The organism is Mangrovimonas xylaniphaga, from assembly GCF_001280435.1.
GTDB classification, from domain to species: Bacteria; Bacteroidota; Bacteroidia; order Flavobacteriales; family Flavobacteriaceae; genus Mangrovimonas_A; species Mangrovimonas_A xylaniphaga.
In genome coordinates this window covers 97,112-121,458 of record NZ_LBIP01000013.1, presented here as the reverse complement: position 1 = coordinate 121,458, position 24,347 = coordinate 97,112, and the positions used below count along the sequence as shown (strand labels likewise).

The following is a 24,347-nucleotide window of genomic DNA, read 5'->3' as shown; positions in this document are numbered from 1 at the left end:
TATTTAAACGGGGAGATTCTTAGAGTCTCCCCGTTTTTTTAGTGCTGTCTTAAGGATTTATTTTATAAATTTAGTCTCAAACCAAGTACCCATGCAGAAAATCAAAGACTTTTGGCTGTGGTTTCAAGAAAACCAAGAAGCCTTTTATAATCTTCATAATAGTTCGGAGGTATCCAAAGCTTATTACAGTAATATGCTTACGGAATATTTAGAGCTTTTTGATGAATGCTTGGGCTTTGAAATTTCGCTGCCCAATGGTCCTTTTGATAGGGCCGTATTGACCTTGTCGGCTAATGGTAATCCCAATGGGGCCATGTATGTGGTGAATTTAATCAACGCGGCTCCCAATGTGCCAAAATGGAAGTTTCAGGCATTTTATCAGCCTAAACATGATTTGGAGGAATGCAAACAAGGGTTGGATGAGCCTTATGAATTTGAAGGTTTGACCATCAAGGCTAGTGATATTAAATGGTTTCCCATGGATGATGAAGGTGCTTCTGGAAAATCAAACTTGATGTGTTTTGTTATGGGGTATAACGAGACTGTGAAAGAGATAGGGGAAGAGCTGTATTGTAGCTTTATCCATACCATCCTTCAGGATGTATTGGGAGAAGCGGCGCTTTATAGGCACATCGACGGGATTTATATTGAGGATTTGTTGTTCAGTAACTTCCATCCATATGACATTCACGAATTACCGGATTATTTCGGTTTGGAGGTGAAAGTCTCATTATAGCTAAGAAGTGATGTGATATGCACAAATATGGATTGTGATTTTACATTGGCGAAGGAGGAGGAAGGTTTTCACTGGACGTCTTTTCATTTTCAATAAATGAAATCATTTCAGAAGCCTTATTTACCACTTTTAATATTGTGCCATTTTCATCTACTATGATATGGGTAGGGAAGATTTGTAATTTTAATTTTTCTTTGATAAACTCTTGTTGATTGGCAATTACCTGATAGTTGAAATTGTTGCCCTCTAAGAAATCTTGCAATTCATTTTCTGAATCCAAAGCCAAGCTCAAGAAAAGTATGTCATTTTTTTGTTGGTATCTTTTAACCAATTCATTGAGTTCAGGAAATTCAGCAACGCAAGATTTACAATTTATAAACCAAGTCTTTAGTATGATGGTTTTTCCCCTTGTGCTTTCGTTAGTGTAGCGATTGCCGTCGAGGTCTGTAAGGTCAAATTTAGGAAAAGATTTTCCTTCCATTTTGAAGTGTTTGAAGTTTATGGATGACACACTTTTTATGGTGTTTACAATACTTTCGTTGGCGGTCGAATCCAGTTTGAAAAGTTTGTAAGTTTCAAATTTGGTATTGGAGTTCAACTTTAAAGGGATATAATTTCCTGTAATTAATTTTTCTAAAAATTGTTTTTTATCAATTGTATCAGAATGTTCATTTAAAGCTTTAAAATTGGAAGATAAAGAAATGTTGTAGGAATGGTAAGTCCACCATTTTTTAAAATCGTGTTCTAACTCATTAATAGTGATTTCTGGTTCGGTGTTTTCAATTTGTACATCAGCGGTTTCCTTGTTGGTATTCTCTTTGCATGAGGTAATAGAGGTATGCAGAAGAAATATGATAATTAGTTGTAGGATTCTCATTTTTAGTGGGAGTTGGTTGCTTTTAAAATCAAAGGTCGTAAAACCCTTTGGATATCTATAGTGTCTTTTTGCGGAATCAAAAAGGTTTCAAGATCTGAGCTGTGCATAATTTGTTCCGATTTATCCACAAAGCCATAACCTCTATAGGAACCGTTCTGAATGAGAATAAAACTCTCCTCTTCAGGGTGTCTTCCCGTTTGTTTGATGACGATATCTTTAGTGCTGTTCTGTAGCTGCTCGATGGCCTCGGCAACCCTTTGGTTGTATTTGGTAACAGTTTCTTCTTGTCGGCAAATACCATGGCAAGTGTGTATGGCATAGTGGGAACATTCCGAAACACCTTCCTGTAAATGGCAATATTTTGGGCAGAGTTCGTAGGTTCGGCATAAAGTTTCCAAATAGCTTCTACATTCCCTAATGCCATGGAATATCTGAATGGGATTGGGTGCCGATTTTAATGTGTTATAGGCTAAATGTAAAATGCCCTGACGGTCTTGATATGAAAATACAGCATAGCTTTTTGGTGGCCGTTTGGCCGCTTGGTTGTATGCAGGGAAATGATGTTTGATAGCGGCATCTTCCATTAATAGGGCAATGGTCTCGCTACCGGAAAGTTCAAAATCAATATCTGCAGTGTCTCGGCAAAGATCCAGTTCTTTTTGGCTTTTGTTGTAGAAATGTCCCAGCACCCGTTTTTTGAGGTCTTTGGCTTTTCCAACATAAATAATTTTGCCCTTTTTGTTTTTGAAATAATAAATGCCTGGTGCATTGGGAATCCTATTGAAAACCTGATTAGGTAAATGGGGCGGAAGTGTAGCCTCTTTGGAGGTCTTTCGTAAAAAATCCTGAAAGACATTTTCCGATCCGTCTTGAGCCAATAACATTTCGAACAATATCACCGTGGCATCGGTATCTCCCTTGGCACGGTGCCTATTTTGGATGTCTATATTGAGGGCTTTGCATAGTTTACCCAAACTGTAGGAAGCGTGCCCAGGCAATAGTTTTCGGGATAGGCGTATGGTACAAAGTTTTTTTCTGTTGAAATCAATGCCTAGTGTTTTAAACTCATTCCGAATGATATTGTAATCGAAATTGACATTGTGGGCCACAAAAATGCTGTCTTGGGTAAAGTTTAAAATAGTCTCGGCAATTTCGGAAAAGGTAGGTGCCTCAGCTACCATGGCGTTGTCAATCCCTGTTAATGCCGTGATGTAATCGGGGATATAAGCCTGTGGGTTCACCAAAGTACTGTAGCTGTCAATGATTTTGGTGCCGTCATGCCTGCACATGGCAATTTCGGTGATGTTTTGACCTCCAGTGGTTTCAATATCGATAATGGTGTAGTGCATTATAGGGCTTTTTTAAGGGCTTCCAATTCCACTCCCAAACTGTTGAACATTTCCAAAATACTACTAATTTTTAGTTCGTGCGGGTCGTATTCTTGGGTGTTGATGCTACAGGTGAATTCCCAAAGTTCCAGGACTTCGTCAATAGGCACTTCATAGGGTTGGTATTGTGGATTGTCCGAAACCAACAACAAGGTGTTATTGTCCTTAATTTGGTCTTTTACCCGTTTGTACACCATTCCGTCATTTTGGGTCAACAAGATATATGAACGGCCATCCATGATATCCCGTCGGTCCTCAATAAATTTTCCCACCACATAACTACCTGGTTTCAGGGGCAACATAGAGTCTCCTTTTATAGGGAAGGCACGGTGCTTGCCGGTGGGTAAAAAAGGAAGCTTTATTTTTTCTAATTGCTCAATATATTCGGGGTCGTCATAACCGGCCAAATACCCGGCAGAGGTTTTTACGGGAACCACTTCAATCAAATCATCGCCCTCAGAGTTGATAGTAATGGGGAACAGTACCCGCTGGTTCCGTAGTTCAATAAAGGAATGTTCGCTCCCTTTGGTAAGGTCGTGCCGTACCAACACATCAATGGGCAATTTAAAATAATCCGAAAGTTTGATAAGTAGCTCAATGGGTGGGGCCGAACGCCCTTCTTCATACGAACTTACTCGGGATCGGGTAATACCAAGATCTTCCGCAAGGGTTTCTTGGGTAATGCGTTTAAGTTCCCGCAAATGACTGATATTTCTAGAAAGTGCTGTCATGGTTACATCGTAAAAAGGAGGTTGATTTTGTTTGCTACAAATATAAGCAATAACTGCTTAAATATGTAGCTAACTTTGCGAAATGAACAAAAATATTCTGCATTTGGACCTCGATACCTTCTTTGTTTCCTGTGAACGCCTCATAGACAGTCGGCTTCAAAAAAGGCCCTTATTGGTAGGCGGAACGGGGGATAGAGGGGTTGTGGCGGCATGCAGTTATGAGACCAGACGCTTTGGTATACATTCAGGGATGCCTATGAAAATGGCAAGGCGCCTGTGTCCTGAAGCGGTGGTCATCCGTGGCGATGCTTCCATCTATACTAAACAATCACAAATGGTCACTGAAATTATAAGGGAAAGGGTGCCCGTATTTGAAAAGGCCAGTATCGATGAGTTCTATGCAGACCTCAGTGGGATGGACAAGTTTTTTGGCAGTTATAAATATGCTACAGAGTTAAGAGGGAGTATTATGAAGGAAACAGGTTTGCCTATTTCCTTTGGACTTTCAGCTAATAAGATAGTATCTAAAATGGCTACAGGAGAAGCAAAACCGAACAACCAATTGCGTATAGAGCACGGTTTTGAAAAGCCTTTTTTGGCACCCTTGTCTATTAGGAAAATACCTTCTGTAGGTGAAAAGACTTATCATACCCTGCGCAATTTGGGTATCGATAAAGTGGCTACGGTACAGCAAATGCCCTTGGAAATGATGGAAACGGTATTGGGCGCCAATGGGCGGACTATCTGGAGAAGGGCTCAGGGCATCGACAATCCACCGCTTATTCCGTTTCATGAACGCAAGTCCATTTCCACCGAGCGTACCTTCAATAAGGATACCATCGACATGCTAAAGTTGAGGACTACCATTTTTGCCATGGCAGAAAACTTGGCCTTTCAGCTAAGGAAAGGGGAAAAGTTAACGGCCTGTATTGCGGTCAAGATTAGGTATTCCGATTTTAATACCCATACCAAGCAGTTGAAGATTCCCTATACCAGTGCAGATCATGTTATCATTCCGAAGATTATGGAACTTTTCGACAGGTTGTATGAACGTCGCTTGCTCATCAGGTTGGTGGGTGTTAAGTTCAGTGATTTGATTAGTGGTAATTACCAGATCAACCTTTTCGACGATACCGAGGAAATGCTAAGGCTCTACAGTGCCATGGACCATATCCGCAACCGATTTGGGGAACTCAGTATCCAAAAGGCTGCTTCCATGGGGGCTAAAACCATCGGGCGCTTCAATAATCCATTCAATGGCGAGCCACCTATTGTATTGGCGCACCGCAACCAATAAAGAATTGTCGTGTATATCAATTGTCATACATATTATTCCCTGCGTTACGGAACGTTTTCCGAAGCAGAACTCTTGGAGTTGGCCGTTCAAAATGGCGTGCAAGCAATGGCTTTAACCGATATCAACAATACCTCTGCCTGCCTAAATTTTATCCGCACGGCCAAAGCATATCATATCAAACCAATTGTGGGTATCGACTTTAGAAATGGCGTCTCACAGCTATTTGTAGGCTTGGCGAAAAACAATGAGGGCTTTAGGGAGCTCAACAGTTTTTTGTCTCAACATACTCACCAAAACAAGCCGCTTCCTGAACAGACGCCATGCTTTGCCAATGCCTTTGTGGTCTATCCTTTCGAACAGGTTATGCAAATGGAAAAGGAATCCTTTGCTGCTAACGAGTTCATTGGGATCAGTGTCCAGGATTTGAGAAAACTGCCCTTTAGTCATTATAGGGAGTATAAGGACAAATTGGTCATACAGCAGCAGGTTACTGTGAGGAACAAAAAGGATTTCAATGCCCACAGATTGCTAAGGGCCATTGATAACAATACACTGCTTAGTAAGCTGCCTAAGTCTGAAGAATGCAGCGAAAATGATAAGATGCTCCCCTTAGACAAATTGTGTGAAGCGTTTCAAGAATATCCACATGTCATCCAAAACACACAACAGCTCTTGGAAGAATGTAGTATAGACTTTGAATTTGGAAAGGCACGCAGCTCCCAAAACCAAAGCCTGTATTTGGATAGTGCCGAAAAAGATTTTGAAATGCTCAAAGATCTTAGCTATCAAGGGCTTTCAAAACGCTATGGCAATCCGTCCAAACAAGTGTTGGAACGCTTGGAGGTGGAGCTCAATACCATTAGGAATATGAACTTTGTGTCTTATTTCTTGGTCAATTACGATATTGTGAATTATGCCAATCAACAGGGCTATGTCCATGTGGGCAGAGGGAGTGGGGCCAATAGTATCGTTGCCTATTTAATTGGGATTACTGATGTGGACCCTATTGAGTTGGATCTTTATTTTGAAAGGTTTATCAATCCCTATCGGACCTCGCCTCCAGATTTCGATATTGATTTTTCATGGAAGGAACGCGAAGATATTACAGCTTATATCTTCCAAAGGTTTCCGCATACAGCCCTTTTGGCTACTTATAACACCTTTAAATACCGTGGCGTAGTAAGGGAAATAGGGAAAGTCTTTGGTCTGCCTAAGGAAGAGATTGATAAACTGAGTGGTGGTAAAGTGCCTCAGCACCAATTGGACGACATGGCAAAATTGGTACTAAAGTATGGTCAATTGATAAAGGGGTTTCCCAACCATCTCAGTGTTCATTCTTGTGGCATTTTAATTTTGGATAGACCTATCCATTATTACTCCGCTACAGACATGCCACCAAAAGGGTTTCCAACGGTACAGTTCGACATGATCATTGCTGAGGATGTGGGCATCTTCAAATTTGATATTTTGGGGCAACGGGGTCTTGCCAAAATCAAGGATGCCTTGGAGCTTATCAAACAGAATAATCCCAATTTACCTCCCATAGACATCACCGATGTGGAAAAGTTCAAACGGGATCCCAAAGTCAATGACCTTCTCAAACAGGGCAAAGCCATTGGGGCTTATTACGTAGAGTCTCCCGCTATGAGGGGCTTGATGCAAAAATTACAGACACAGGACTATTTGGGGTTGGTGGCGGCAAGCTCTATTATCAGGCCAGGAGTATCCAGTTCCGGAATGAAACAGGAATATATCATCCGTCAACGTCACCCCGAAAGGAGGAAGGAGGCCAATCCTATGCTGCTCAAAATCATGCCTGAAACCTATGGCATCATGGTTTATCAAGAAGATGTCTTAAAAGTGGCCCATCAATTTGCGGGGTTAAATTTTGGAGAGGCAGATGTGTTAAGAAGAGGGATGAGTGGTAAGTTCCGGTCGAGGGCAGAGTTTTTGGAAGTGGAACAAAAGTTCATTGCCAATTGCAGGGAAAGGGGTTATCCCGATACTCTTACCATAGAGGTTTGGGAGCAGATAAAAAGTTTTGCAGGCTATGCCTTTGCCAAAGGGCATTCTGCTTCCTATGCTGTGGAAAGTTATCAAAGCCTCTATCTTAAATGTTACTATCCGTTGGAATTTATGGTAGCGGTGCTCAACAATGGTGGTGGTTTTTACAGCACCGAACATTACATCCACGAAGCCCAGATGTGCGGAGGTAAAGTACATCCTCCCTGTGTCAATACAAGCGACCATCCCATAACCATTCAGGGAGATAGCATCTACTTGGGCTTGGGCTATCTCAAACAATTGGAACACTATACTATAAGACGACTCCTTTCAGAACGCCAACTTTACGGGGCTTATAAATCCTTGGATGATTTTATTGACAGGGTACATATTAGTGTAGAGCAGCTGTCCATCTTGATTAGGATAGAAGCTTTTAGGTTTACGGGGCAGCCCAAAACGGAACTGTTATGGCAGGCCATGTTCAAACTCAATAAAAACAAGTTGAAGTCTTCTCAGGCATTGTTGTTTAAACCTGAGCACAAAACTTATAAACTGCCAAAGCTAAATGGCAATTGGTTGGAAAATGCCTATGACCAAATGGAGTTGTTAGGCTTTCCTCTCTGTGGGTATTTTGATTTGGTGGAGGAGACTTTGATGCCTCATATATTGGTTAAAGATTTTAAAAAGTATGTCAATAAACAGGTGTTGTTGTATGGTGCTTTGGTACATACAAGGTTTCATAAAACATCCCAAGGGAAGCGTATTCGGTTTTGTACTTTTATTGACAAGGAGGGGCAATATTTTGATACGGTACATTTTACAAAAGTGGTCGATTTGTATCCTATTCACGGCATTGGGGTGTATGCTTGCTATGGTACTGTCACGGAAGACCATGATTTTTGTAGTTTGGATATCCTGTGGAGTAGGAAATTGGGTTTAAGACAAGACCCTAGAAATATTTGAATTCAGGAAAAAGGAACAGTATTGTAAGAGGCGGTAGTCGTTATTACCATGACTATAACCATCATAAATCTTTTAATTATTTCCACTGTTAATTGTTTTAAGAAAATCCCTATCTTTATATGAATAAATTCTCGCTGTAAAATACTGTAAATATGAAAGTTAGTCAAAATGGAATCCCCAAATTAATTGCGCTCTTGTTTTTGTTTTTTACGCTGTCATGCGATCAGACGGAGTACCCTACTTTGTCCACCTCTGATTCTATCCAATACAATCACGGTCAGATTGTTTGGCATGATTTGATCACGCCTAATCCGAAACAGGCTATGGATTTTTATGCTAACCTTTTTGGGTGGACCTATAAGTCCCTTGGTACGGATGATATGGCCTATCATGTCATCTATAGCGGAGGCCATGCCATTGGCGGTATTATTCCGTTAAATGTAGCAACGCATCCTTCTGGGGAATGGCTCAGTTCTGTTTCAGTGACCGATGTCGACAAAGCGGTGGAATACAATACCGCCAAAGGAGGAAAGACCTTGTTTAAACCTTCCAACTTTAAAGGTAGAGGGCGATCTGCTCTTGTGCAAGATCCACAGGGGGCCTATGTTGCTTATGTCCATTCAGAAACTGGAGATCCTCAATTTCAAGTAGCCAATAATTCATGGCTCTGGAACGAGCTGTGGACCAATGATGTGACAGGCTCTCTGGACTATTATAAGGGAGTAGCCCCATATGCTGCTGTTGAAAACAATGAAGAAAAGGTGCCTTACTTCATCTTGAAATCAGGAGATCAAAAGCTGTGCGGTGTCATGAAAAATCCAGTTGCCAACATGAGATCAGCCTGGTTACCTTACATTAAAGTGGTGGATGTCGAAAGCGTTTCTACAAAGGCGGTTTCTTTGGGAGCCAAAATAATGCTCGAACCTCAGCAGGATATCAGAAATGGTTCTGTAGCCATCATTCAAGATCCTAATGGAGCGCCTTTCGCCGTTCAAATCTGGAATCAATAACATTAAAACTCCTTAAAATGAAAATACATAAATCCTTTTCCGTTCTCGTCGTTATTTTGTTCTTATTTCTTTTAGCGGCCTGTGGCTCTGCCCATACCAATGTGGGGGTAGACATGCGTTTCGGCCCCAATGGACCTCATATGTCACCTCATGTAGGTGTTGACTTTTATGGTGGTGGACGCCACTAATATTTTTTTGGAGTTGAGGTTAAGCTGATGATGTGTAGTGCAGTTGCTCTCTGGCTAGTTGCTCTTGTTTGTGGCTATAAGTCCTAATTGGGCAAAGGTGCCTATGGTGAATAGTTGTAGAGCTTGAGTTACATTGCCCTATTTGCAGTTTGTGCTAATATTTTAGAGTTTCTATGTTAAATGTCCTCAGTGGGTTGTTCGATGTATTTTAAAACAATCCCTCCATTTACTAATTGTTGAATAGAAACCAATGACAGGTGCTTTGGTGTTAAACCTTGATAGAAGAGCGGACGGCCACTACCCAAAATAACGGGAGCAATCCCAATACGGTATTCGTCGAACAGATGGTCGTTCATCAACGTTTTGGAGAGGTTGGCACTTCCAAACACAAACATGTTACCACCTTGTTGAGCTTTTAATTTGGAGATTTCTTCTGAAGGGTTTTCCTTAATGAGTGTGGTATTGTTCCATTCGGCGTTAGATAATGTTTGAGAAACCACAATTTTGGGAATTTGATTCATTAAATCAGCAATTTCTCCTTCGGCGTTGGTCCAATAGGCCGCCATCCCTTCATAGGTCAAACGTCCGAATATGAGATAGTCTGCGGAGTGCAGTTGTTCGATGCTTAGTTGTTCAAGCTCAGGTCCCCAGACCTTATGATGGAAGGATAAATCCCAGGGCTCATTGCCTTCGAAGTAGCCATCTAGTGTGATGAGGTTCCACATAATCAGTTTTCTCATGACGCCATTGTTTAGGTGAGAAGAAGGAATGTTTTTAGTAGGGAAGGGTATCTAAAGTTAGTGGTTTTTTAGGAATGGATAGGTGAAACGGTAAGTTTTTGAAATAGAATTGTTTAGTTTGTATTGTTTGAAAATAGATTTAAGAGCGGTATCAAGAGTATTAGTCTTTCCACCAAACTTTATTCTCATGATTTTTATAATCGACCAATTCACCCAATTTTGGATGGATATGGGCACTCTTATTGCCTTGTGCAGCATCTAAAAATGCTTCCATGGGTTCTTGCCAACTGTGTTGCGCCAAGGAAAAGCCAGCCCAGTGCACAGGCATGATGCATTGTACTTTTGCATCCCGAGCCGCTTGCACACTTTCTTTTGGGAACATGTGGATAAGGTGCCAATTTTGGTTGTATTGGCCACATTCCATAAATCCAAAATCGAAGGGGCCCAATCGGTCTCCTATTTCTTTAAAATGTTTGCCATAGCCACCATCGCCAGAGAACCAGATGTTTTCGGAAGGTGTTTTAAACGCCCAGCCTCCCCAAAGGCATTTAGCCCTGTCGGTAAGCCCTCTACCCGAAAAGTGGCGGGTGGGAGTAAAGGAGATATCGATCCCTTCAAAGGAACTTTTTTCCCACCAATCGAATTCGGTGATTTGATCATTAGGAACTCCCCATTTCTCCAAATGACGCCCAACCCCCAAGGCTACATAAAAATGTTTCACCTTTGACCTCAGTTTTTTGATGCTTTTATAGTCTAAATGATCGTAATGGTCGTGGGTTATCAATACAAGGTCAATCTCTGGGAATTCTTCAATCAAGTCCAAGGTGTTTTTGCTAAATCTTTTTACAGGAAAGGGCGCAATTGGCGCTGCATCTGGTCCTAACATAGGGTCGATCAGGAGTGTTTTGTTCTGCATACGCAGTAATATCACGGAGTGTCCGTACCAGATAAATTTGGTGTTTTCGGAAGGTGAGAGAAACTGTTCTTTATTGAAGGTTTCTATTGGCAGGTGTGTTTTGGGTTCACGATCTTGCTTTTTGAAAAACTGTTTGTACAGTAATTTGGGAAGGTTTTGTATGCTGATGGACATGATAGTTTCTTCCAAATTTTGGAATTTATCATTGTTCCAATTGGGGCTCTTGGCATATTGGGTGATATGGTCGTTGGTGGGTTTTGCTCCGTAATGCTTTTTGTTCATCGTTGAGGTTTTACTACTAAATTCTCCTTCGTTTGTTCTTGCCTAATAGATTATAGTATATTAGGCTACAATATATTCAAACCTGGAAATATACTTTCTGCTAAAAATCAAGTAAAATTACGCTTTATATATGATATGCTCGCGCAGTAGCTATCCTTAAATAATTTGGTTTTAAATGGAGTTGTGAGAGAAAAACATCGCGTCGCATTTCAGTGTGAAAAACAACGCAATGAATTATGATAGGGGTAATGAGGCGGAGTAATTGAAATACTATAGGCAAATTGGATATTGGAATTTTCACAATAAGAAAAGGTTGCGTCATCACTGTGGTTGCGATTCCATCGGAACCTATAACTTAGAAGCGAGTAGTTTTGTTAGGATGTCAATCTCTTTGAAGTAATGATTCTTTCACCCTTTTAGTTAAAGAATCATTTTAAGTGATTGATTTTGTGTTAGGTATAATAAAATTACAATATAAAAACTAGAAACTGAATGATTTTCAGGTGTTTATGTCTTTTTAAAGGTGAGTTTTTAGAGCGTACTATTATAAGTTTGTCATAGATTATACTATTGCTACTTAAAAATGAGTTCCCAATAACCTACATCAATCCATTTTTCAAACTTATAGCCGACCTCTTTGAATTGGGCAATCTTTTTAAAACCTAGTTTTTCATGAAGTGCTATACTTAAATCATTGGGTAGGGCAATACCACCAATAACCGCATGGAATTTCTGTTTTTTAAGTTGATTTATAAGGCTTTTGTAGAGTTGGGTACCCAATCCTTTTCCATGTTGGTCGTACCTAAGATATACGGTACTTTCAACAGCATATCGATAAGCAGATCTTGATTTCCAAGCTGTGGCATAGGCATAGCCCAATATTTCATTATTTTCTTCGTAAACAATCCAAGGGTATTGAGCGCTATTGGTTTTGATCCGCTCTGCCATCACCTCTTTGCTAAGGGGCATTTCCTCAAAGGTAATCACGGTATTTTTGATATAGTAATTATAGATGTTTGAAATTTCTTCAGCATCGCTCATTTCAACATTTCTAACCATGCACTGTTTTGTTGTTTAATTTAAAATAGAAGGAACATTACTAATTTACAGAATAAAAAATCCAGTTTCACCCTATTGCAGCATGAAACTGGATTTTATTTAAAATGGTAAGACTAGTTACCGCCTATGGATGATTTCAGTTTTTCCTCAACGGCGCTCAAATTAAACGAACCTGGGGTCTGGCTAGGTGGGTAATCCTTCATGGTCATTAGGAAATTGGCAGCCAAACCTTGTATAGGGACCAATACATAGGCACGGTCCAAAAGCCAATCGTAGTAAGTGTTGGAGTTGTGTTGGGCTTTTTCAAAGGGGTCTCGTCTTAGGTTTTCAATAACAGGAACCCGTAGTTCCGCCCAAGGTTCCATCCAAACACCGAACTTTTCACCCCTATTTTCCAAAAAGATAACTTTCCAGTCATCATAACGTGCGGCCACAATTTGTCCGTCGTCGTTGACATACCAAAATTCGTGACGTGGGGATTCCTCTGTTTTTCCAGTAAGATAGTCGGTTAAATCATACCCATCAATATAATTTTTATAGCTTCTGCCATTTAAGGAGACTCCTTTTTTGATTTTGTCCTTAATGCCGGGAGCTCCAGCAATGGAAGCAAAGGTTGGCAGCCAATCTTCATGGGACACAATGCCGTTTAAAGTTTTATCAGCAGGGAAATGTCCAGGCCATTTAATAAAGGTTGGCACACGGTAGGCGCCTTCCCAGTTGGAGTTTTTCTCCCCTCTAAAAGGCGTGGTCCCGGCATCTGGCCAAGTGTTGTAGTGAGGACCATTATCTGTAGAGTACATCACCACCGTATTATCAGTAATGCCCAATTCATCCAATAAATCCAAGAGCTCTCCAACGTTACCGTCGTGTTCTATCATACCATCGGTATATTCATCATTACCAGGGTGGCGATGTTCTTCCCTAACATGGGTACGGAAGTGCATACGCGTACCATTCCACCATACAAAAAAGCGCTTGCCGTCTTTTACTGCTTTTCTGATAAAATCTTTAGCTGCCGCTACAGTTTCGTCATCAATGGTTTCCATGCGTTTTTTTGTCAAAGGTCCTGTATCTTCAATGCGTTGACCTCCTTTTCCGTCGGCCCAACAATGAAGCACTCCTCTTGGCCCATATTTTTCCAAAAAGGTTTTGCCGTCTTTCATTTTCATATCCCTTGGGTAATCAAAATTTTCGGGTTCTTCCTCGGCATTGAGGTGGTACAGGTTTCCTAAAAATTCATCAAAGCCATGCATGGTTGGGAGATGTTCGTCCAAATCGCCTTGGTGGTTTTTGCCAAATTGTCCAGTTGCGTATCCCTGGCTTTTCAAAACAGTTGCCATGGTCACATCGCTTTTTTGCCAACCTTGGGCAGCACCTGGCAGCCCTACTTTGGTCATTCCAGTTCTTACGGGGACGTTGCCACCAATAAAAGCTGCCCGACCGGCGGTACAACTTTGTTGCGCATAATAATCGGTAAAGGCAAGGCCTTCTTTAGCAATTCGGTCGATGTTTGGGGTTTTGTAGCCCATCATACCGCGGTTGTTGTGACTAATGTTCCAGGTACCAATATCATCGCCCCAAATAACCAAAATGTTTGGTTTTTCCTGACTGAAAGAGCATAAAGGTATCAGCATCAACAATAAAAACAACTTTAGAGGGTGAAGTTTTTGTTTCATGATTTTTGAGATTAATTAAAAGTTATTGATTAATAGCTGTGAAGTAGGAGGAGAATTGTAGAGGGGCTGGTAATCAGTATCTAATGTAAACAAAATAAGTCAAACTTTTACTACAAAGTGTTGCTAATTAGTGTTTTATGTAGAAATTTTTGATTTTAGGGAAATTGTTTGCAAACTTTTCATTCTAAAACTTAAGTTGTTGAAGTTCAGTTAATATAATGAAATAGGAAAGTAGTGATATGAAAAGAGGTGTTCAATTTTGAACACCTCTTTTCGGCTAACAACTCTAAAGATCAAAACAATGGAATTTTTAGGGTTTATATGTCGACACCCTCAAGGGCTATACAGTGATTATTTTGGTCAAAGTATACCCGTCGGTAGTGTTTCCGGTAAGGGTGTCGGCCATATTATCCTCCAAACTATCAGAGAACACATTATCGGTTTCGTTGGAGGTGTCTGCTGTACCGTGGTAGCCAGACGTGGCGTAAACGGTGTCGCATATATCTTTAGGAAAGGCAATTTGGGTGACTCTTTTTGAGTTGCCATTGGCATCTAGAATTTCCACGTGGATGTGAGGAGCCCTGCCCATGTACCATCCAGGAAAAATACTGATAAAGGAGGCTTGTCCGTTACTATCGGTAGTTTGACGCCCTCTTAAAAAGTGATTGTCGGTATAATCGGCCGTCTGCATTTGAACGCCTCCATATTCAGAATAGTTTCCATCTGCATCACAATGCCATATATCCACCAATACTCCTTCCAATGGAGCACAATCGTTGTCTTTATCTTGTACGGTAAGGGTCATTAGGAAAGCCAAACCAGAGCGATCTCCTATAATGTTTTCCCTAACCAATTGCGAGGGTGTTTTGATAGGGAAGGGACCTTTGGTCTCACTGGGGGATAGTACACAGTCCCCAATGGTACTACCAGAGTTATTTCCTGCATTGTCTCCCGTTGCATTACCTGATCCTGAATCATCATCACTGGAACAGCCTGTTAGAACTGTTGGAATGGCCACGATGGTTCCAACTCCCAAAAGTCCGTTTTTTAAAAAATCTTTTCGTTTCATAAGCTGTATGTTTTAATTCTTCAACCAAATTATAAAAAGCTTAATGAGAAATGAACAAATTGAGAGGAAAGGGAGAAAATTTGCGGTTAATTAACCAAAAGTGTGTTTAGTTGAGCGGCTCCAAATTTTGTTTGTAACTGTTACCAATGGGCAGTTTGGTATAGCCTAGGTCTACTTCTTGGGAAGCGATACTTTTAATATTGTGCAAAGGCACAATATAGGATTTGTGGATTCTGGCAAACTGTGCTTTCGGGAGTTTTTCCAAGATGCCTTTCATGGTGGATCTTGTAACCAGACTTTTTTTGTCTTGGATGTGAATTTTTACATAGTCGTCCATGGCTTCCAAATAAAGAATGTCCTGAATTGGGATGCGGTGAAGTTTGTAGTCGGCCCTTATCGATAGCAAGGGGTTGGCATTTTCGTGTGCCTGTTCCAATTCCAAGCTTTTTTGGACCCTCGAGACCGCTTCGGTGAAGCGTTCCAAGGAAAAAGGTTTTAACAAATAGTCTGTAGCATTCAAATTGAAGCCTTCTACGGCATATTCATCATAGGCCGTGGTAAAAATGACCTTTACCGGTTTGGTGAGAGAGGCATAAAAATCGATCCCATTGATATTAGGCATTTCTATGTCCAAAAAAATGACATCTACCGGAAATTTATTGATGTATTTTTTGGCATTTGTAAGATTGGAGAAGGTTTTTTCCAATTGGATACCATCAAGCTGCTCACAAAAGGTCTCTATGACTTTAAGCGCCAGGGGTTCGTCGTCTATGGCAACTGCCGTGATCATGATAAGTTTAGTTGTAAAGCCACTTTAAACCTTCCTGATGCTACCGTAGTTGTGAGTTTATGTGCATTGGGGTAGAGAATGTTTAGGCGACGCTTTGTGTTTTTCAATCCTTGCATGGTAGAGGTTTGCTCATCTTGATATTTTTTGGAGAATGTATTCTCTACTCTCAAAAATAAGGAATTCTCTTCGTTTATGGATAGGTCTATGAGAATCTCTGAGTTGTTTTCTGCGGAAGGCCCGTATTTAAAGGCATTTTCAATAAAATTGATCAAAAGCAAAGGCGCTATTTTTTTGTTGGAAAAGTCCCCCGAAAAATTGGCAGTTACCTTTATGTCCTCTGAAAGACGCAATTTTTGAAGAGCGATAAAATTCTCTATATAGGCAATTTCCTTTTTGAGATCCACCATTTTTTGATCGCTTTCCGTCACCACATAGCGCATTAGGTTGGAAAGTTTGATGACTGCTTTTGGTGCTTCATCAGATTTTGTCAGGGTTAGGGCATACAGACTATTAAGGGTGTTAAACAGAAAATGCGGATTGATCTGAGCTTTTAAATAGGAGACTTCAGTGGCCAATTTTTCATTTTGCACGCTATGCAGATGTTCTTCCAATCTTAAAAATAGGGACAGTAAAAACACGACGATGTAGTGGAAGAAATAGCTGTCTCTTGAAAAAATGCCAAAAGGTAACAACCGATTTCTCGGTTCGGGCGGCATTGCGGGCATTTTGGGTCTTCCCATGTTATTTGGGAAGTGTTCTGGAATGAGTATTTGCGGTAAATTAAATACAAGGAGATACCCCAAGAGAGAGAGCCCCAAAAACCAAAACCAGCGCTTTTTGATATAAAATTCTGGTACAATAAAATAGTAGTTGCCATAAAATACCAAGAGTAATAGTACATAGCTTAAAAGGCTGCGCTGAAATGGTTTTACCTTAAGTAATTCCAAACCCGAACCAAGGTCGGGGGAGGTTAAAAAAGGGATGCTCACCAAACCAATACCAATCAATAGATTGATGAGGAGGTACCTGTTTTTAAAAGGGCTGAAATTCATGTTTCAAAAATACCCCTTAAAGATAGTGATTTGAAAAAAATGAGGTATTTGCTTGGCACAAAGAGGTAAACGCATATTTGCATGTTTGTTTAAAAGTATGGTATATATGCGAAGGGTTATTCTATGCGTCTGTAGTTTTCGGAATAGATTCTATTGCCCTCATCGTCAATCTCGATTTGCGTAAAGGTGTTAGGACCCAGTTGCAATTCGTTATTGAATTTTGTTTTCAAATCGATGATTTTGGTCATGATTTTAGAACCATAATCCAACACTTCCGTTAGGGTATCTCCATGGATTTCGTAACTGCCGTAGCCAAACCATTCCGAGGAATCTGACGGTACATTTTTACACCACATCACCTTAGATTTGGTATACATTTTTACTTGACGGTAACCTTCACTGGTTTGGAAGGAGTCTACTATTTTATTGTCTTCATAATTGTAAAAACTCACCAGTTCCCAAGCCCCTTCCAAGGTTTTTTTGTTCATCATTTTATCCTTGTTAATGGGGTCCATGGCTTCCGTTGTGTTGGAAGATTTCGAGTTGTTGCAGGATGCTATAAGTATACAAATGGCTAAAAAAGGGAGTAGTTTTTTCATGATGGAATGCTTTAAAAAAGATGACACGATAGCTGTTTGCTCGCAGAAAATATTAGAAATTACCAATTGTTAACATATGTAAAAATACTCATTTTTATACGAATATCGTAATTTATTTCCCTTTGAATTATTGATATGCATTGAGTTGTTGTGAAAAATTAACAAAAAAATAACGCAACCGATTGAGTAAAAGAAATAATTACGTATATTTATCGATATCAAAATTATACTAGGTTAAAAATACCATAACCTTAAATTAACAGACCTTAAATTAATATTTTGACAAAATGACCGATCAATTCAAAAGTAATTACAGGAATAAACCCCAAAAGGGTTTTTTAACGTTGCTGCTCATGGCCTTTGCCTTGGCGGTGCAAGCACAAACGGTTAGTGTTTCAGGAAAGGTTGCTGATGCTACTGGCCCTCTGTTGGGGGTTAGCATAATAGTAAAGGGAACTACCACAGGAACCGCAACCGATTTTGATGGGAATTATACCTTGGATGGGGTAGACTCCAATGCCACCTTGGTTTTTAGCTATGTGGGGTATCTTACCCAAGAAGTAGCCGTTGCAGGAAGAAGTGTCATCAATATCACTCTGCAAGAAGACCTTGCTCAGTTGGATGAAGTGGTGGTAGTTGGATATGGTACAATGGAACGTGCCAATGTAACCGGAGCCATTTCAACGGTTGAAATGGAGGAGGTAGCTAAAGCTCCTGTAGTCAATGTGGTAGAGTCTTTAAGAGGACAGGTTGCCGGGGTACAGATTAGCAGAAATACTGGGCAACCAGGTTCGCCGCCAGTACTTAAGATTAGAGGTAACAACTCTTTGGGGGCTTCTACAAACGGGGGGACAAATCTTGATACGGTGAACCAGCCTATCATTGTTGTGGACGGTGTTCCATTGGTTGGTGGTAATATGGCCGAGTTTAACCCAGACGATATCGAAAGTATAAATATCTTAAAAGATGCCGCTTCCGCTTCTATTTATGGTTCCAGTGGCGCTAATGGGGTCGTTTTGATCACAACCAAAAGTGGGAAAAAGGGAAAAACTCAAATCACAGTTAACAGTTCATCCGGTTTTGTTAGTTTGGCTCAAAGGCCTGATATCATGACTGGGGATGAATTCGTGAAATTTAGGATAGATGTCAATCAGAACAGTAGTTCAGGAGCGCAGTATTTTCCAAATACTTTGGGATTGGATCCTATTGAATATGCTAACTATATTGAAGGAAATCAAGTAGATTGGATGGATGAGGTTGCTAGAACAGGCGTTCAAAACAATGTAGGGTTGACGGTTTCCGGAGGAACGGAGAAGACAACTTTTTACTTAAATGGGGATTTCTTTAGAGAATCAGGGCCATTGGTGGCTTCAGATTATAAGCGGTTTTCTGTACGCTTCAATGGAGACCTACAAGCTACAGATTGGTTGAAAATTGGAGCTAGAGTTCAACTATCTAAAAGTTTTGCCGACCAAAGAACAGCCATTGTTGGTTTTGGAAATGGAGGAGTACCGGCCCTTTCTGCATTGGTTGAGTCCAGTCCGTATGGTAATTTATACGATGAAGATGGTAATTATAGCAAGTTTGCAACAACTGACCTGTTTGCAGTAAACCCATTGCACAAGTTTAACGAAAGTGAACTGGATGTTAATATTACAAGGTCTTATGTGAATCCTTATGTGAATATTGATATAGCCGAAGGCTTGGATTATACCTTGAATACTTTTGCTGAAGACAGAAGAGAGTTTTTAGGAAGATTCCAATCAACTAATTTTACAGATGGTGCAGACAATTTAGCTCAAATAAGAGAGCGTCAACAAGTTACCTATTTGATTGATAATATTCTTTCCTATAAAAAGGATTTTGGTAAGCACGGGTTCGATGTAGCATTGATATACGGAATGCAAAAATCTGAATGGACAGAGGTTAATTCCCAAGCTACTAGAACCGCAGCCGATGAGTTGGGGTATTGGGGCCTTGGAACGGCTCCTCAGGAGCTTCAAAGTACAGGAGTAAACACTAGTGATTGGGCTAAATCCTATCTAGCCGGAAGACTTGGTTATAATTACGATGGTCGCTATAGTGCTACCTTAACGTTGCGTAGAGATGTGTCCAATAAATTTATTGGAGACAATAGAGTAGGTTACTTTCCATCGGCAGCTTTTGCATGGAATGCGCACAATGAAGCTTGGTGGTTTGGAGGAGATACCTTTAGTAATTTTAAAGTACGTTTGAGTTATGGAGAATTGGGTAACGATAATATTCCTTCATTTTCGTATCAAGCTAATACAAATGCAGTGTTAATTCCACCGGCAGATGCTGAAACAGGCTTAATCCCTGGAAATGTTGCTGGAAATCCAGATATTAAGTGGGAAACAAGTAAACAGTTCAATGTTGGGGTAGATTTTGGCTTTTTCAATAGTCGGGTTAATGGTTCCGTAGAAGTTTATAACACCAAAACAACAGATGTATTGCTTTATCAGCGCATCCCAGCGGCGCTTAACAATGGCTATGAATTCTACCCATCAAATATTGGTGAGACTGAGAATTCGGGAGTTGAAGTTGGCTTAAGAGGTGATATCATTAGAACCGAAGATTTTTCATGGAACATGGGTGTTAATTGGGCTACTTCGAAAAGTAAAATTATAAGATTGAATGAACTTGGAGAAGATGGAGAACCATTGGATGATATAGATAATGGTTGGTTTATTGGTCAAGATTTCCAGGAAATTTATGGATTTGAATATTTAGGAGTTTGGCAAATAGGTGAAACTCCAGATGTTACTAATTTGGGAGCGGTTCCACAACCAGGAGATCCTAAAATCAGAGATACCAATGGCGATGGCAATGTAGATTTTGAAGACAGAACCTTTTTGGGGAATCCAACACCAGATTGGTATGGTGGTATCAACAATGTGTTCCGATATAAAGGTTTGGAGCTTTCGGTTTTATTTGAATTTGTAGAGGGCGTAAAGAGAATCAACTCTATCTACAATAGTTATAATTCTGCCAGACAGAATAGAATAAATATCAATTATTGGACGCCAGACAATCCAACCAACGATTATCCTAGAGTAGGTGAAGGTAGTGCGATGACTCCAGGAGGAACTTTCTACAATTCTATTTTTCTTGAAGATGCCAGTTTTGTATCTTTAAGAAATGTCTCCTTGTCCTATAGTTTGCCAAGTGAAATGCTGGATAGAACTTTTCTAAATGGTTTGACCTTATCCGTTAGTGGTAACAATTTAAAATATTGGACAGATTATACAAATGCCTATTCTCCAGAGATAACAAATACAGATCAGTATCCTATTTCTAAAACTTGGGTGATGGGAATTAAATTAACCTTTTAAAAAAGAAGACAATGAGAAAGTTTTATAAAATTTCAATTGCGCTTTTTGCAGTTACACTCTTTTTTACAGGGTGCCAAGATGATTTTTTAGATCAAGACTTACGCCATACTTTATCTGCAGAGGATGCAGCGAATACGGTAAATGGTAATAAAGCTTTAATTGCCAGTGGTTTGATTTACGCCAGAAGTATATTTGCTGATGGAGGCGCTGGAATTTCAGTATTTAAGCCCTGCGGTACGGATATCGTGCGGAGTGGGACCAATTTAACAGATGAACCAGCAGATGGTTTGTTGGGAATGAATACCTATGACGGTAATTTCTCTGCTGCCAGTGGGCCGCTTGATGCCATGTGGAATTATTATTACTCAGGCGTCACTCCTGCCAATATTGCAATTAGTGGTATAGAGGCTTCAGGCCCTATTGAAGATTTGGATCCAGAAATCAAGGATGCATTGGGCCAAGCGTATACCATGAGAGCCTATTTGTATCTTGAATTGGTGAGAAGGTTTGAAAATATCCCAATAGTTGAAGTAGCCGATTTGGAAGAAACAGGACCTGTGTTTACAACAGAGCAAAATTCGAAAGAGGAAGTATACGATTTAATTATCTCAGACCTTGAAGCTGCCATACCTTTATTGAAAACCAGAAGTGAGGGTGATGATCAGGCAATTTCTATATCCAAAGGTTTAGCCAATATGATGTTGGCAGAAGCCAGTTTAGATATAGGTGATTATACAAAAGCCGTTGCAGCAGCAGAGGCCGTGATTAACGATGGGTCTTATGTATTACAGCCATTGGATAATATTTTTGGATTGGATGGAGGCAAAGGTGGCGAAGAAAATAACAGCGAGTTAATTTTTTCAATTGCTTTTCAAGAGTCCTCATCTACTGTGCAATGGACATCACAAATGTTTGTACCACTGTACGACAGAATCCCAGGTGTAGCCAGAACTATGGAAAGTGGCGGAAGACCTTGGTCAAGGTTATCGCCTTCAGAATACTATTGGTCTTTATTTGACACCGATGGTGATGGTGATGTTATGGATGAAGCCGACGGTCGTGTACAAGCTTGGCATAAGTTGTTTTGGACTTTTGATGACCCTGAAAACTTACCAGATGGTGTAGAAATAGGAGATGTAGTTTTAGAAGAGCACGCAGCCTCAACCAATGTAAGATATATTGAACCAACGTCCACTAAAACTTGGGAAAATGGGCAATATAATAGAACAACTGCTTTAGCTGAAGGTTGGAGAAATATTATTATTTTCAGATTGGCCCATGCTTATCTTGATGCGGCCGAGGCACATTTTCAGTTAGGAAATACCGGACAGGCCATGCAATATCTTAATGTGTTAAGAGAACGTGCTTATGGTAATACTTCTGGGAATTTTTCCAACATCACTTTTGAAGATATTATTGAAGAGCACGCTCGCGAATTGGGCCATGAGGGTCATCGCTGGTATTTCTTAAAAAGAAATGGCCTATTAATTGAAAGAACCAATATGTACAATCCAAATGCAGCTGGAAATATAACTGCGGGAAAACATGAGCGTTGGCCTATTCCTCAAAGTTTTATAGATCAAACAGGTGCTACTCAAAACCCTGGTTACTAACAAGTAAAGAATAAGTTATGAATAAATTTTTAAAATTTCTTTTTAGTGCATTCACAATAGTGTTGGCCTTGACACTTGTGAACTGTAACAATGATGACGATTTTACTGAGGTTTCGGTAACAGCGGTAAATCCAACATCTGTATATCCTCTTGAAAGTGTAACCATTCAAGGTTCAAATTTCGATTATGTACAGTTTGTTTTTGTTGGAGATAAACACACGGAATTTTTCCTCAACGAGGATGGTACTTTAACCTTTGTCGTTCCAGAAAATGCCCAAGTAGGCAACAATGTGGTGACTTTGGCCATGGTTAATGATTATAGAGTTCACTTTAATATTGAAGTCTTATTAACTCCGGTACCTATCATACAAAACTTTGATGCTTTTGTGGCAGTAGGCAGCAATGTTACCATAACAGGAACTAGTTTTAATGCGGGATATAACCCGGTAGTAACAATAGATGATGTGCCAGCCACAATAGTTTCCAATACCGATACTGAATTGGTGGTGACCGTGCCTGCTGGGGTAGATGACAATGCATTTTTGGATCTTACTGTTAGTAATGATTTTGGAGAAGCAACGGCTTCAACAGCTTTTGTGGCAAGACAAAATTTCCTAGTGAATAGTACCTTAAGCGAAGGTTCAGGGGATGAGTTTACCGGATGGGAAAAACTTAATGGAGGTGAAACCATGACCGAGTTAACAGGAAATGATGCTTATGGAGGCGGTCGCTCAATGAGAGTGGCACCTGCTGGAGGTAACCCTTGGGACCGACAGTTTGCCAGTACGCCAACACCGTTAACTTTCGGCGAGCAGTATACCATTATCTTATTTGCCAAGGCAGAATCTGCAGGAGCGCAAATGCGTGTATCGGTATCGCAATGGGATGGCAATGGCGCGGATTATTTTTATGGAGACACTGTTGAAATTTCCAATGCCGATTGGCTGCCTTATACATGGACCTTTACTGTGACCAATGATTTACCAACCCACAAAGTAGTGTTGGATATGGGAATGGGAAGCGTTCCTTTTGGGATAGATCATATTGCTTTAGTACCTGGAGCATTTTCAGCTGTCGCTGGGCCACCAGAATTATTGTCTAACGGAAGTTTTGAAGATGGTTTGACTGGTTGGGAAAGCTTGAATGGTGCCCACGACATCTCTACTTCTGAAGCCTATTGTGGTGATCAATCTTTAACGGCTACTGGAGCGGGAGGAAACCCTTGGGATTCCCAATTGGCTTCAGACCCTATGGATTTGGTTGTGGGAACCCAATATGAAATTGGTTTTTGGGCCAAAGCAGCAGGACCTGATGGCGTATTTAGAATTTCCATGTCACAATGGGATGGCAACGGATCGGATTTCTTTTATTCGGATGATTTGAGTATTCCAGAAGATTGGAAGTATTTCTCCTTTGTAGTAGAAGCGGCTTCAGTTCCTTCGGGAGTATATAGATTATTGTTCGATATGGGAGCTACTTCGCAAACCTTCTTTGTGGATGCCGTAACAGTTAAAGAATATGAAGTTGTAGGAAGTAGCTTGGCTGCCAATGGCGGTTTTGAAGATGGGCTAACCAATTGGAATACCCTAAATGGCGCCCATGAGGTTTCCACAACAGAATCCCATTCGGGATCGGCTTCCATGACAGCTACGGGCGCTGGAGGCAACCCTTGGGATGTGCAGATGGCATCAGACCCAATGGATATGGAGGAAGGAAATGACTATAAAATTAGTTTCTGGGCGAAAGCCGCAGGACCTGATGGTGTCTTCAGAATTTCTATGTCGCAATGGGATGGCAATGGATCGGATTTCTTTTATTCGGATGATTTAAGCATTCCAGAAGACTGGACTTATTATTCTTTCGTAGTGAATGCGGCTGCAGTACCTTCAGGAGAATATAGATTGCTGTTCGATATGGGCGCTAGTACACAAACCTTTTTTGTAGATGATGTGTCAGTGGTTCCATACGATGCCTGCGATTAAAAAAATAGAAACAGAGTTAAAT

The 24,347-nt window shown here is 40.5% G+C and carries 19 protein-coding genes; 8 read left to right on the top strand and 11 right to left on the bottom strand.

Translation table 11 applies throughout. From position 1 onward, the window contains the following. Positions 1 to 91: 91 nt before the first annotated feature. On the top strand, positions 92 to 736 hold the full coding sequence (locus ZA06_RS00585; RefSeq protein ID WP_053975477.1) for a hypothetical protein: 645 nt from the start codon (positions 92 to 94) through the stop codon (positions 734 to 736). Positions 737 to 776: 40 nt separating this feature from the next. Here ZA06_RS00585 and ZA06_RS00580 read toward each other — a convergent pair whose 3' ends face one another. The 3 genes from ZA06_RS00580 to ZA06_RS00570 are packed head-to-tail and all read right to left on the bottom strand — an operon-like array spanning position 777 to position 3,732. Beyond that, the gene (locus ZA06_RS00580; RefSeq protein ID WP_053975476.1) at positions 777 to 1,613 is read right to left on the bottom strand and encodes a TlpA family protein disulfide reductase; all 837 of its coding nucleotides are present in this window, start codon (positions 1,611 to 1,613) and stop codon (positions 777 to 779) included. Positions 1,614 to 1,615: 2 nt separating this feature from the next. Continuing rightward, positions 1,616 to 2,962 (bottom strand): exonuclease domain-containing protein, encoded by a 1,347-nt coding sequence (locus ZA06_RS00575; RefSeq protein WP_053975475.1) that lies wholly within the window; start codon positions 2,960 to 2,962, stop codon positions 1,616 to 1,618. Continuing rightward, positions 2,962 to 3,732 (bottom strand): XRE family transcriptional regulator, encoded by a 771-nt coding sequence (locus tag ZA06_RS00570; protein ID WP_053975474.1) that lies wholly within the window; start codon positions 3,730 to 3,732, stop codon positions 2,962 to 2,964. The genes ZA06_RS00575 and ZA06_RS00570 overlap by 1 nt, the downstream gene beginning before the upstream one ends. 82 nt (positions 3,733 to 3,814) lie before the next feature. Here ZA06_RS00570 and dinB point away from each other — a divergent pair, with 82 nt between their 5' ends. The 4 genes from dinB (at position 3,815) to ZA06_RS16845 (ending at position 9,194) form a co-directional block, all read left to right on the top strand. Beyond that, positions 3,815 to 5,029 (top strand): DNA polymerase IV, encoded by a 1,215-nt coding sequence (gene dinB / locus ZA06_RS00565; RefSeq protein ID WP_053975473.1) that lies wholly within the window; start codon positions 3,815 to 3,817, stop codon positions 5,027 to 5,029. 9 nt (positions 5,030 to 5,038) lie between these two features. Next, positions 5,039 to 7,996, top strand: a complete 2,958-nt coding sequence (locus tag ZA06_RS00560; protein WP_053975472.1) for a DNA polymerase III subunit alpha — start codon at positions 5,039 to 5,041, stop codon at positions 7,994 to 7,996. A gap of 152 nt (positions 7,997 to 8,148) precedes the next feature. Beyond that, positions 8,149 to 9,006, top strand: coding sequence for a VOC family protein (locus ZA06_RS00555; RefSeq protein ID WP_053975471.1), 858 nt, complete (start codon positions 8,149 to 8,151; stop codon positions 9,004 to 9,006). Between the two features lie 17 nt (positions 9,007 to 9,023). Further along, entirely contained in the window at positions 9,024 to 9,194 is a 171-nt protein-coding gene (locus tag ZA06_RS16845) for a hypothetical protein (RefSeq protein WP_157503021.1), read from the top strand. 176 nt (positions 9,195 to 9,370) lie between these two features. Here the strand turns inward: ZA06_RS16845 and ZA06_RS00550 are convergent, their stop codons facing one another. The 8 genes from ZA06_RS00550 to ZA06_RS00515 form a co-directional block, all read right to left on the bottom strand. Further along, on the bottom strand, positions 9,371 to 9,934 hold the full coding sequence (locus tag ZA06_RS00550; protein WP_053975470.1) for a dihydrofolate reductase family protein: 564 nt from the start codon (positions 9,932 to 9,934) through the stop codon (positions 9,371 to 9,373). A gap of 160 nt (positions 9,935 to 10,094) precedes the next feature. After that, positions 10,095 to 11,132, bottom strand: coding sequence for an MBL fold metallo-hydrolase (locus ZA06_RS00545; RefSeq protein ID WP_053975469.1), 1,038 nt, complete (start codon positions 11,130 to 11,132; stop codon positions 10,095 to 10,097). A 573-nt stretch (positions 11,133 to 11,705) separates the two neighbouring features. Continuing rightward, entirely contained in the window at positions 11,706 to 12,191 is a 486-nt protein-coding gene (locus ZA06_RS00540; RefSeq protein WP_053975468.1) for an arsinothricin resistance N-acetyltransferase ArsN1 family B, read from the bottom strand. A gap of 113 nt (positions 12,192 to 12,304) precedes the next feature. Beyond that, complete coding sequence (locus ZA06_RS00535; RefSeq protein WP_082331889.1) at positions 12,305 to 13,867, bottom strand: arylsulfatase; 1,563 nt, start codon at positions 13,865 to 13,867, stop codon at positions 12,305 to 12,307. 340 nt (positions 13,868 to 14,207) lie between these two features. Further along, positions 14,208 to 14,936, bottom strand: coding sequence for a dioxygenase family protein (locus tag ZA06_RS00530; RefSeq protein ID WP_053975467.1), 729 nt, complete (start codon positions 14,934 to 14,936; stop codon positions 14,208 to 14,210). A 106-nt stretch (positions 14,937 to 15,042) separates the two neighbouring features. Then, a complete protein-coding gene (locus ZA06_RS00525; RefSeq protein WP_053975466.1) occupies positions 15,043 to 15,726 on the bottom strand; it encodes a LytR/AlgR family response regulator transcription factor in 684 nt (227 codons plus the stop codon). Next, on the bottom strand, positions 15,723 to 16,778 hold the full coding sequence (locus ZA06_RS00520; RefSeq protein ID WP_053975465.1) for a sensor histidine kinase: 1,056 nt from the start codon (positions 16,776 to 16,778) through the stop codon (positions 15,723 to 15,725). The genes ZA06_RS00525 and ZA06_RS00520 overlap by 4 nt, the downstream gene beginning before the upstream one ends. A gap of 116 nt (positions 16,779 to 16,894) precedes the next feature. Then, on the bottom strand, positions 16,895 to 17,377 hold the full coding sequence (locus ZA06_RS00515; protein ID WP_082331888.1) for a hypothetical protein: 483 nt from the start codon (positions 17,375 to 17,377) through the stop codon (positions 16,895 to 16,897). Between the two features lie 287 nt (positions 17,378 to 17,664). On the opposite strand from ZA06_RS00515, the gene ZA06_RS00510 reads away from it, so the two are divergent. Genes ZA06_RS00510 through ZA06_RS00500 form a run of 3 tightly spaced genes read left to right on the top strand, consistent with a single transcriptional unit; the run spans position 17,665 to position 24,325 of the window. Then, positions 17,665 to 20,730 carry a SusC/RagA family TonB-linked outer membrane protein gene (locus tag ZA06_RS00510; RefSeq protein WP_053975464.1) on the top strand — a complete coding sequence of 1,022 codons (3,066 nt, stop codon included), beginning with the start codon at positions 17,665 to 17,667 and terminating at the stop codon, positions 20,728 to 20,730. Between the two features lie 11 nt (positions 20,731 to 20,741). After that, the gene (locus ZA06_RS00505) at positions 20,742 to 22,343 is read left to right on the top strand and encodes a RagB/SusD family nutrient uptake outer membrane protein (protein WP_053975463.1); all 1,602 of its coding nucleotides are present in this window, start codon (positions 20,742 to 20,744) and stop codon (positions 22,341 to 22,343) included. A 17-nt stretch (positions 22,344 to 22,360) separates the two neighbouring features. Continuing rightward, positions 22,361 to 24,325, top strand: a complete 1,965-nt coding sequence (locus ZA06_RS00500; RefSeq protein WP_082331887.1) for a carbohydrate binding domain-containing protein — start codon at positions 22,361 to 22,363, stop codon at positions 24,323 to 24,325. Positions 24,326 to 24,347: the final 22 nt, after the last annotated feature.

Excerpts from the sequence above, each read along its gene's own strand:
- ZA06_RS00505 (WP_053975463.1), top strand. The coding sequence starts at position 20,742 with ATGAGAAAGTTTTATAAAATTTCAATTGCGCTTTTTGCAGTTACACTC.
- ZA06_RS00515 (WP_082331888.1), bottom strand. The coding sequence starts at position 17,377 with ATGAAAAAACTACTCCCTTTTTTAGCCATTTGTATACTTATAGCATCC.
- ZA06_RS00575 (WP_053975475.1), bottom strand. The coding sequence starts at position 2,962 with ATGCACTACACCATTATCGATATTGAAACCACTGGAGGTCAAAACATC.
- ZA06_RS00510 (WP_053975464.1), top strand. The coding sequence starts at position 17,665 with ATGACCGATCAATTCAAAAGTAATTACAGGAATAAACCCCAAAAGGGT.
- ZA06_RS00545 (WP_053975469.1), bottom strand. The coding sequence starts at position 11,132 with ATGAACAAAAAGCATTACGGAGCAAAACCCACCAACGACCATATCACC.
- ZA06_RS00525 (WP_053975466.1), bottom strand. The coding sequence starts at position 15,726 with ATGATCACGGCAGTTGCCATAGACGACGAACCCCTGGCGCTTAAAGTC.
- ZA06_RS00570 (WP_053975474.1), bottom strand. The coding sequence starts at position 3,732 with ATGACAGCACTTTCTAGAAATATCAGTCATTTGCGGGAACTTAAACGC.
- ZA06_RS00520 (WP_053975465.1), bottom strand. The coding sequence starts at position 16,778 with ATGAATTTCAGCCCTTTTAAAAACAGGTACCTCCTCATCAATCTATTG.
- ZA06_RS16845 (WP_157503021.1), top strand. The coding sequence starts at position 9,024 with ATGAAAATACATAAATCCTTTTCCGTTCTCGTCGTTATTTTGTTCTTA.
- ZA06_RS00580 (WP_053975476.1), bottom strand. The coding sequence starts at position 1,613 with ATGAGAATCCTACAACTAATTATCATATTTCTTCTGCATACCTCTATT.
- ZA06_RS00585 (WP_053975477.1), top strand. The coding sequence starts at position 92 with ATGCAGAAAATCAAAGACTTTTGGCTGTGGTTTCAAGAAAACCAAGAA.
- ZA06_RS00530 (WP_053975467.1), bottom strand. The coding sequence starts at position 14,936 with ATGAAACGAAAAGATTTTTTAAAAAACGGACTTTTGGGAGTTGGAACC.
- ZA06_RS00540 (WP_053975468.1), bottom strand. The coding sequence starts at position 12,191 with ATGGTTAGAAATGTTGAAATGAGCGATGCTGAAGAAATTTCAAACATC.
- ZA06_RS00555 (WP_053975471.1), top strand. The coding sequence starts at position 8,149 with ATGAAAGTTAGTCAAAATGGAATCCCCAAATTAATTGCGCTCTTGTTT.
- ZA06_RS00550 (WP_053975470.1), bottom strand. The coding sequence starts at position 9,934 with ATGAGAAAACTGATTATGTGGAACCTCATCACACTAGATGGCTACTTC.
- ZA06_RS00535 (WP_082331889.1), bottom strand. The coding sequence starts at position 13,867 with ATGAAACAAAAACTTCACCCTCTAAAGTTGTTTTTATTGTTGATGCTG.
- dinB (WP_053975473.1), top strand. The coding sequence starts at position 3,815 with ATGAACAAAAATATTCTGCATTTGGACCTCGATACCTTCTTTGTTTCC.
- ZA06_RS00500 (WP_082331887.1), top strand. The coding sequence starts at position 22,361 with ATGAATAAATTTTTAAAATTTCTTTTTAGTGCATTCACAATAGTGTTG.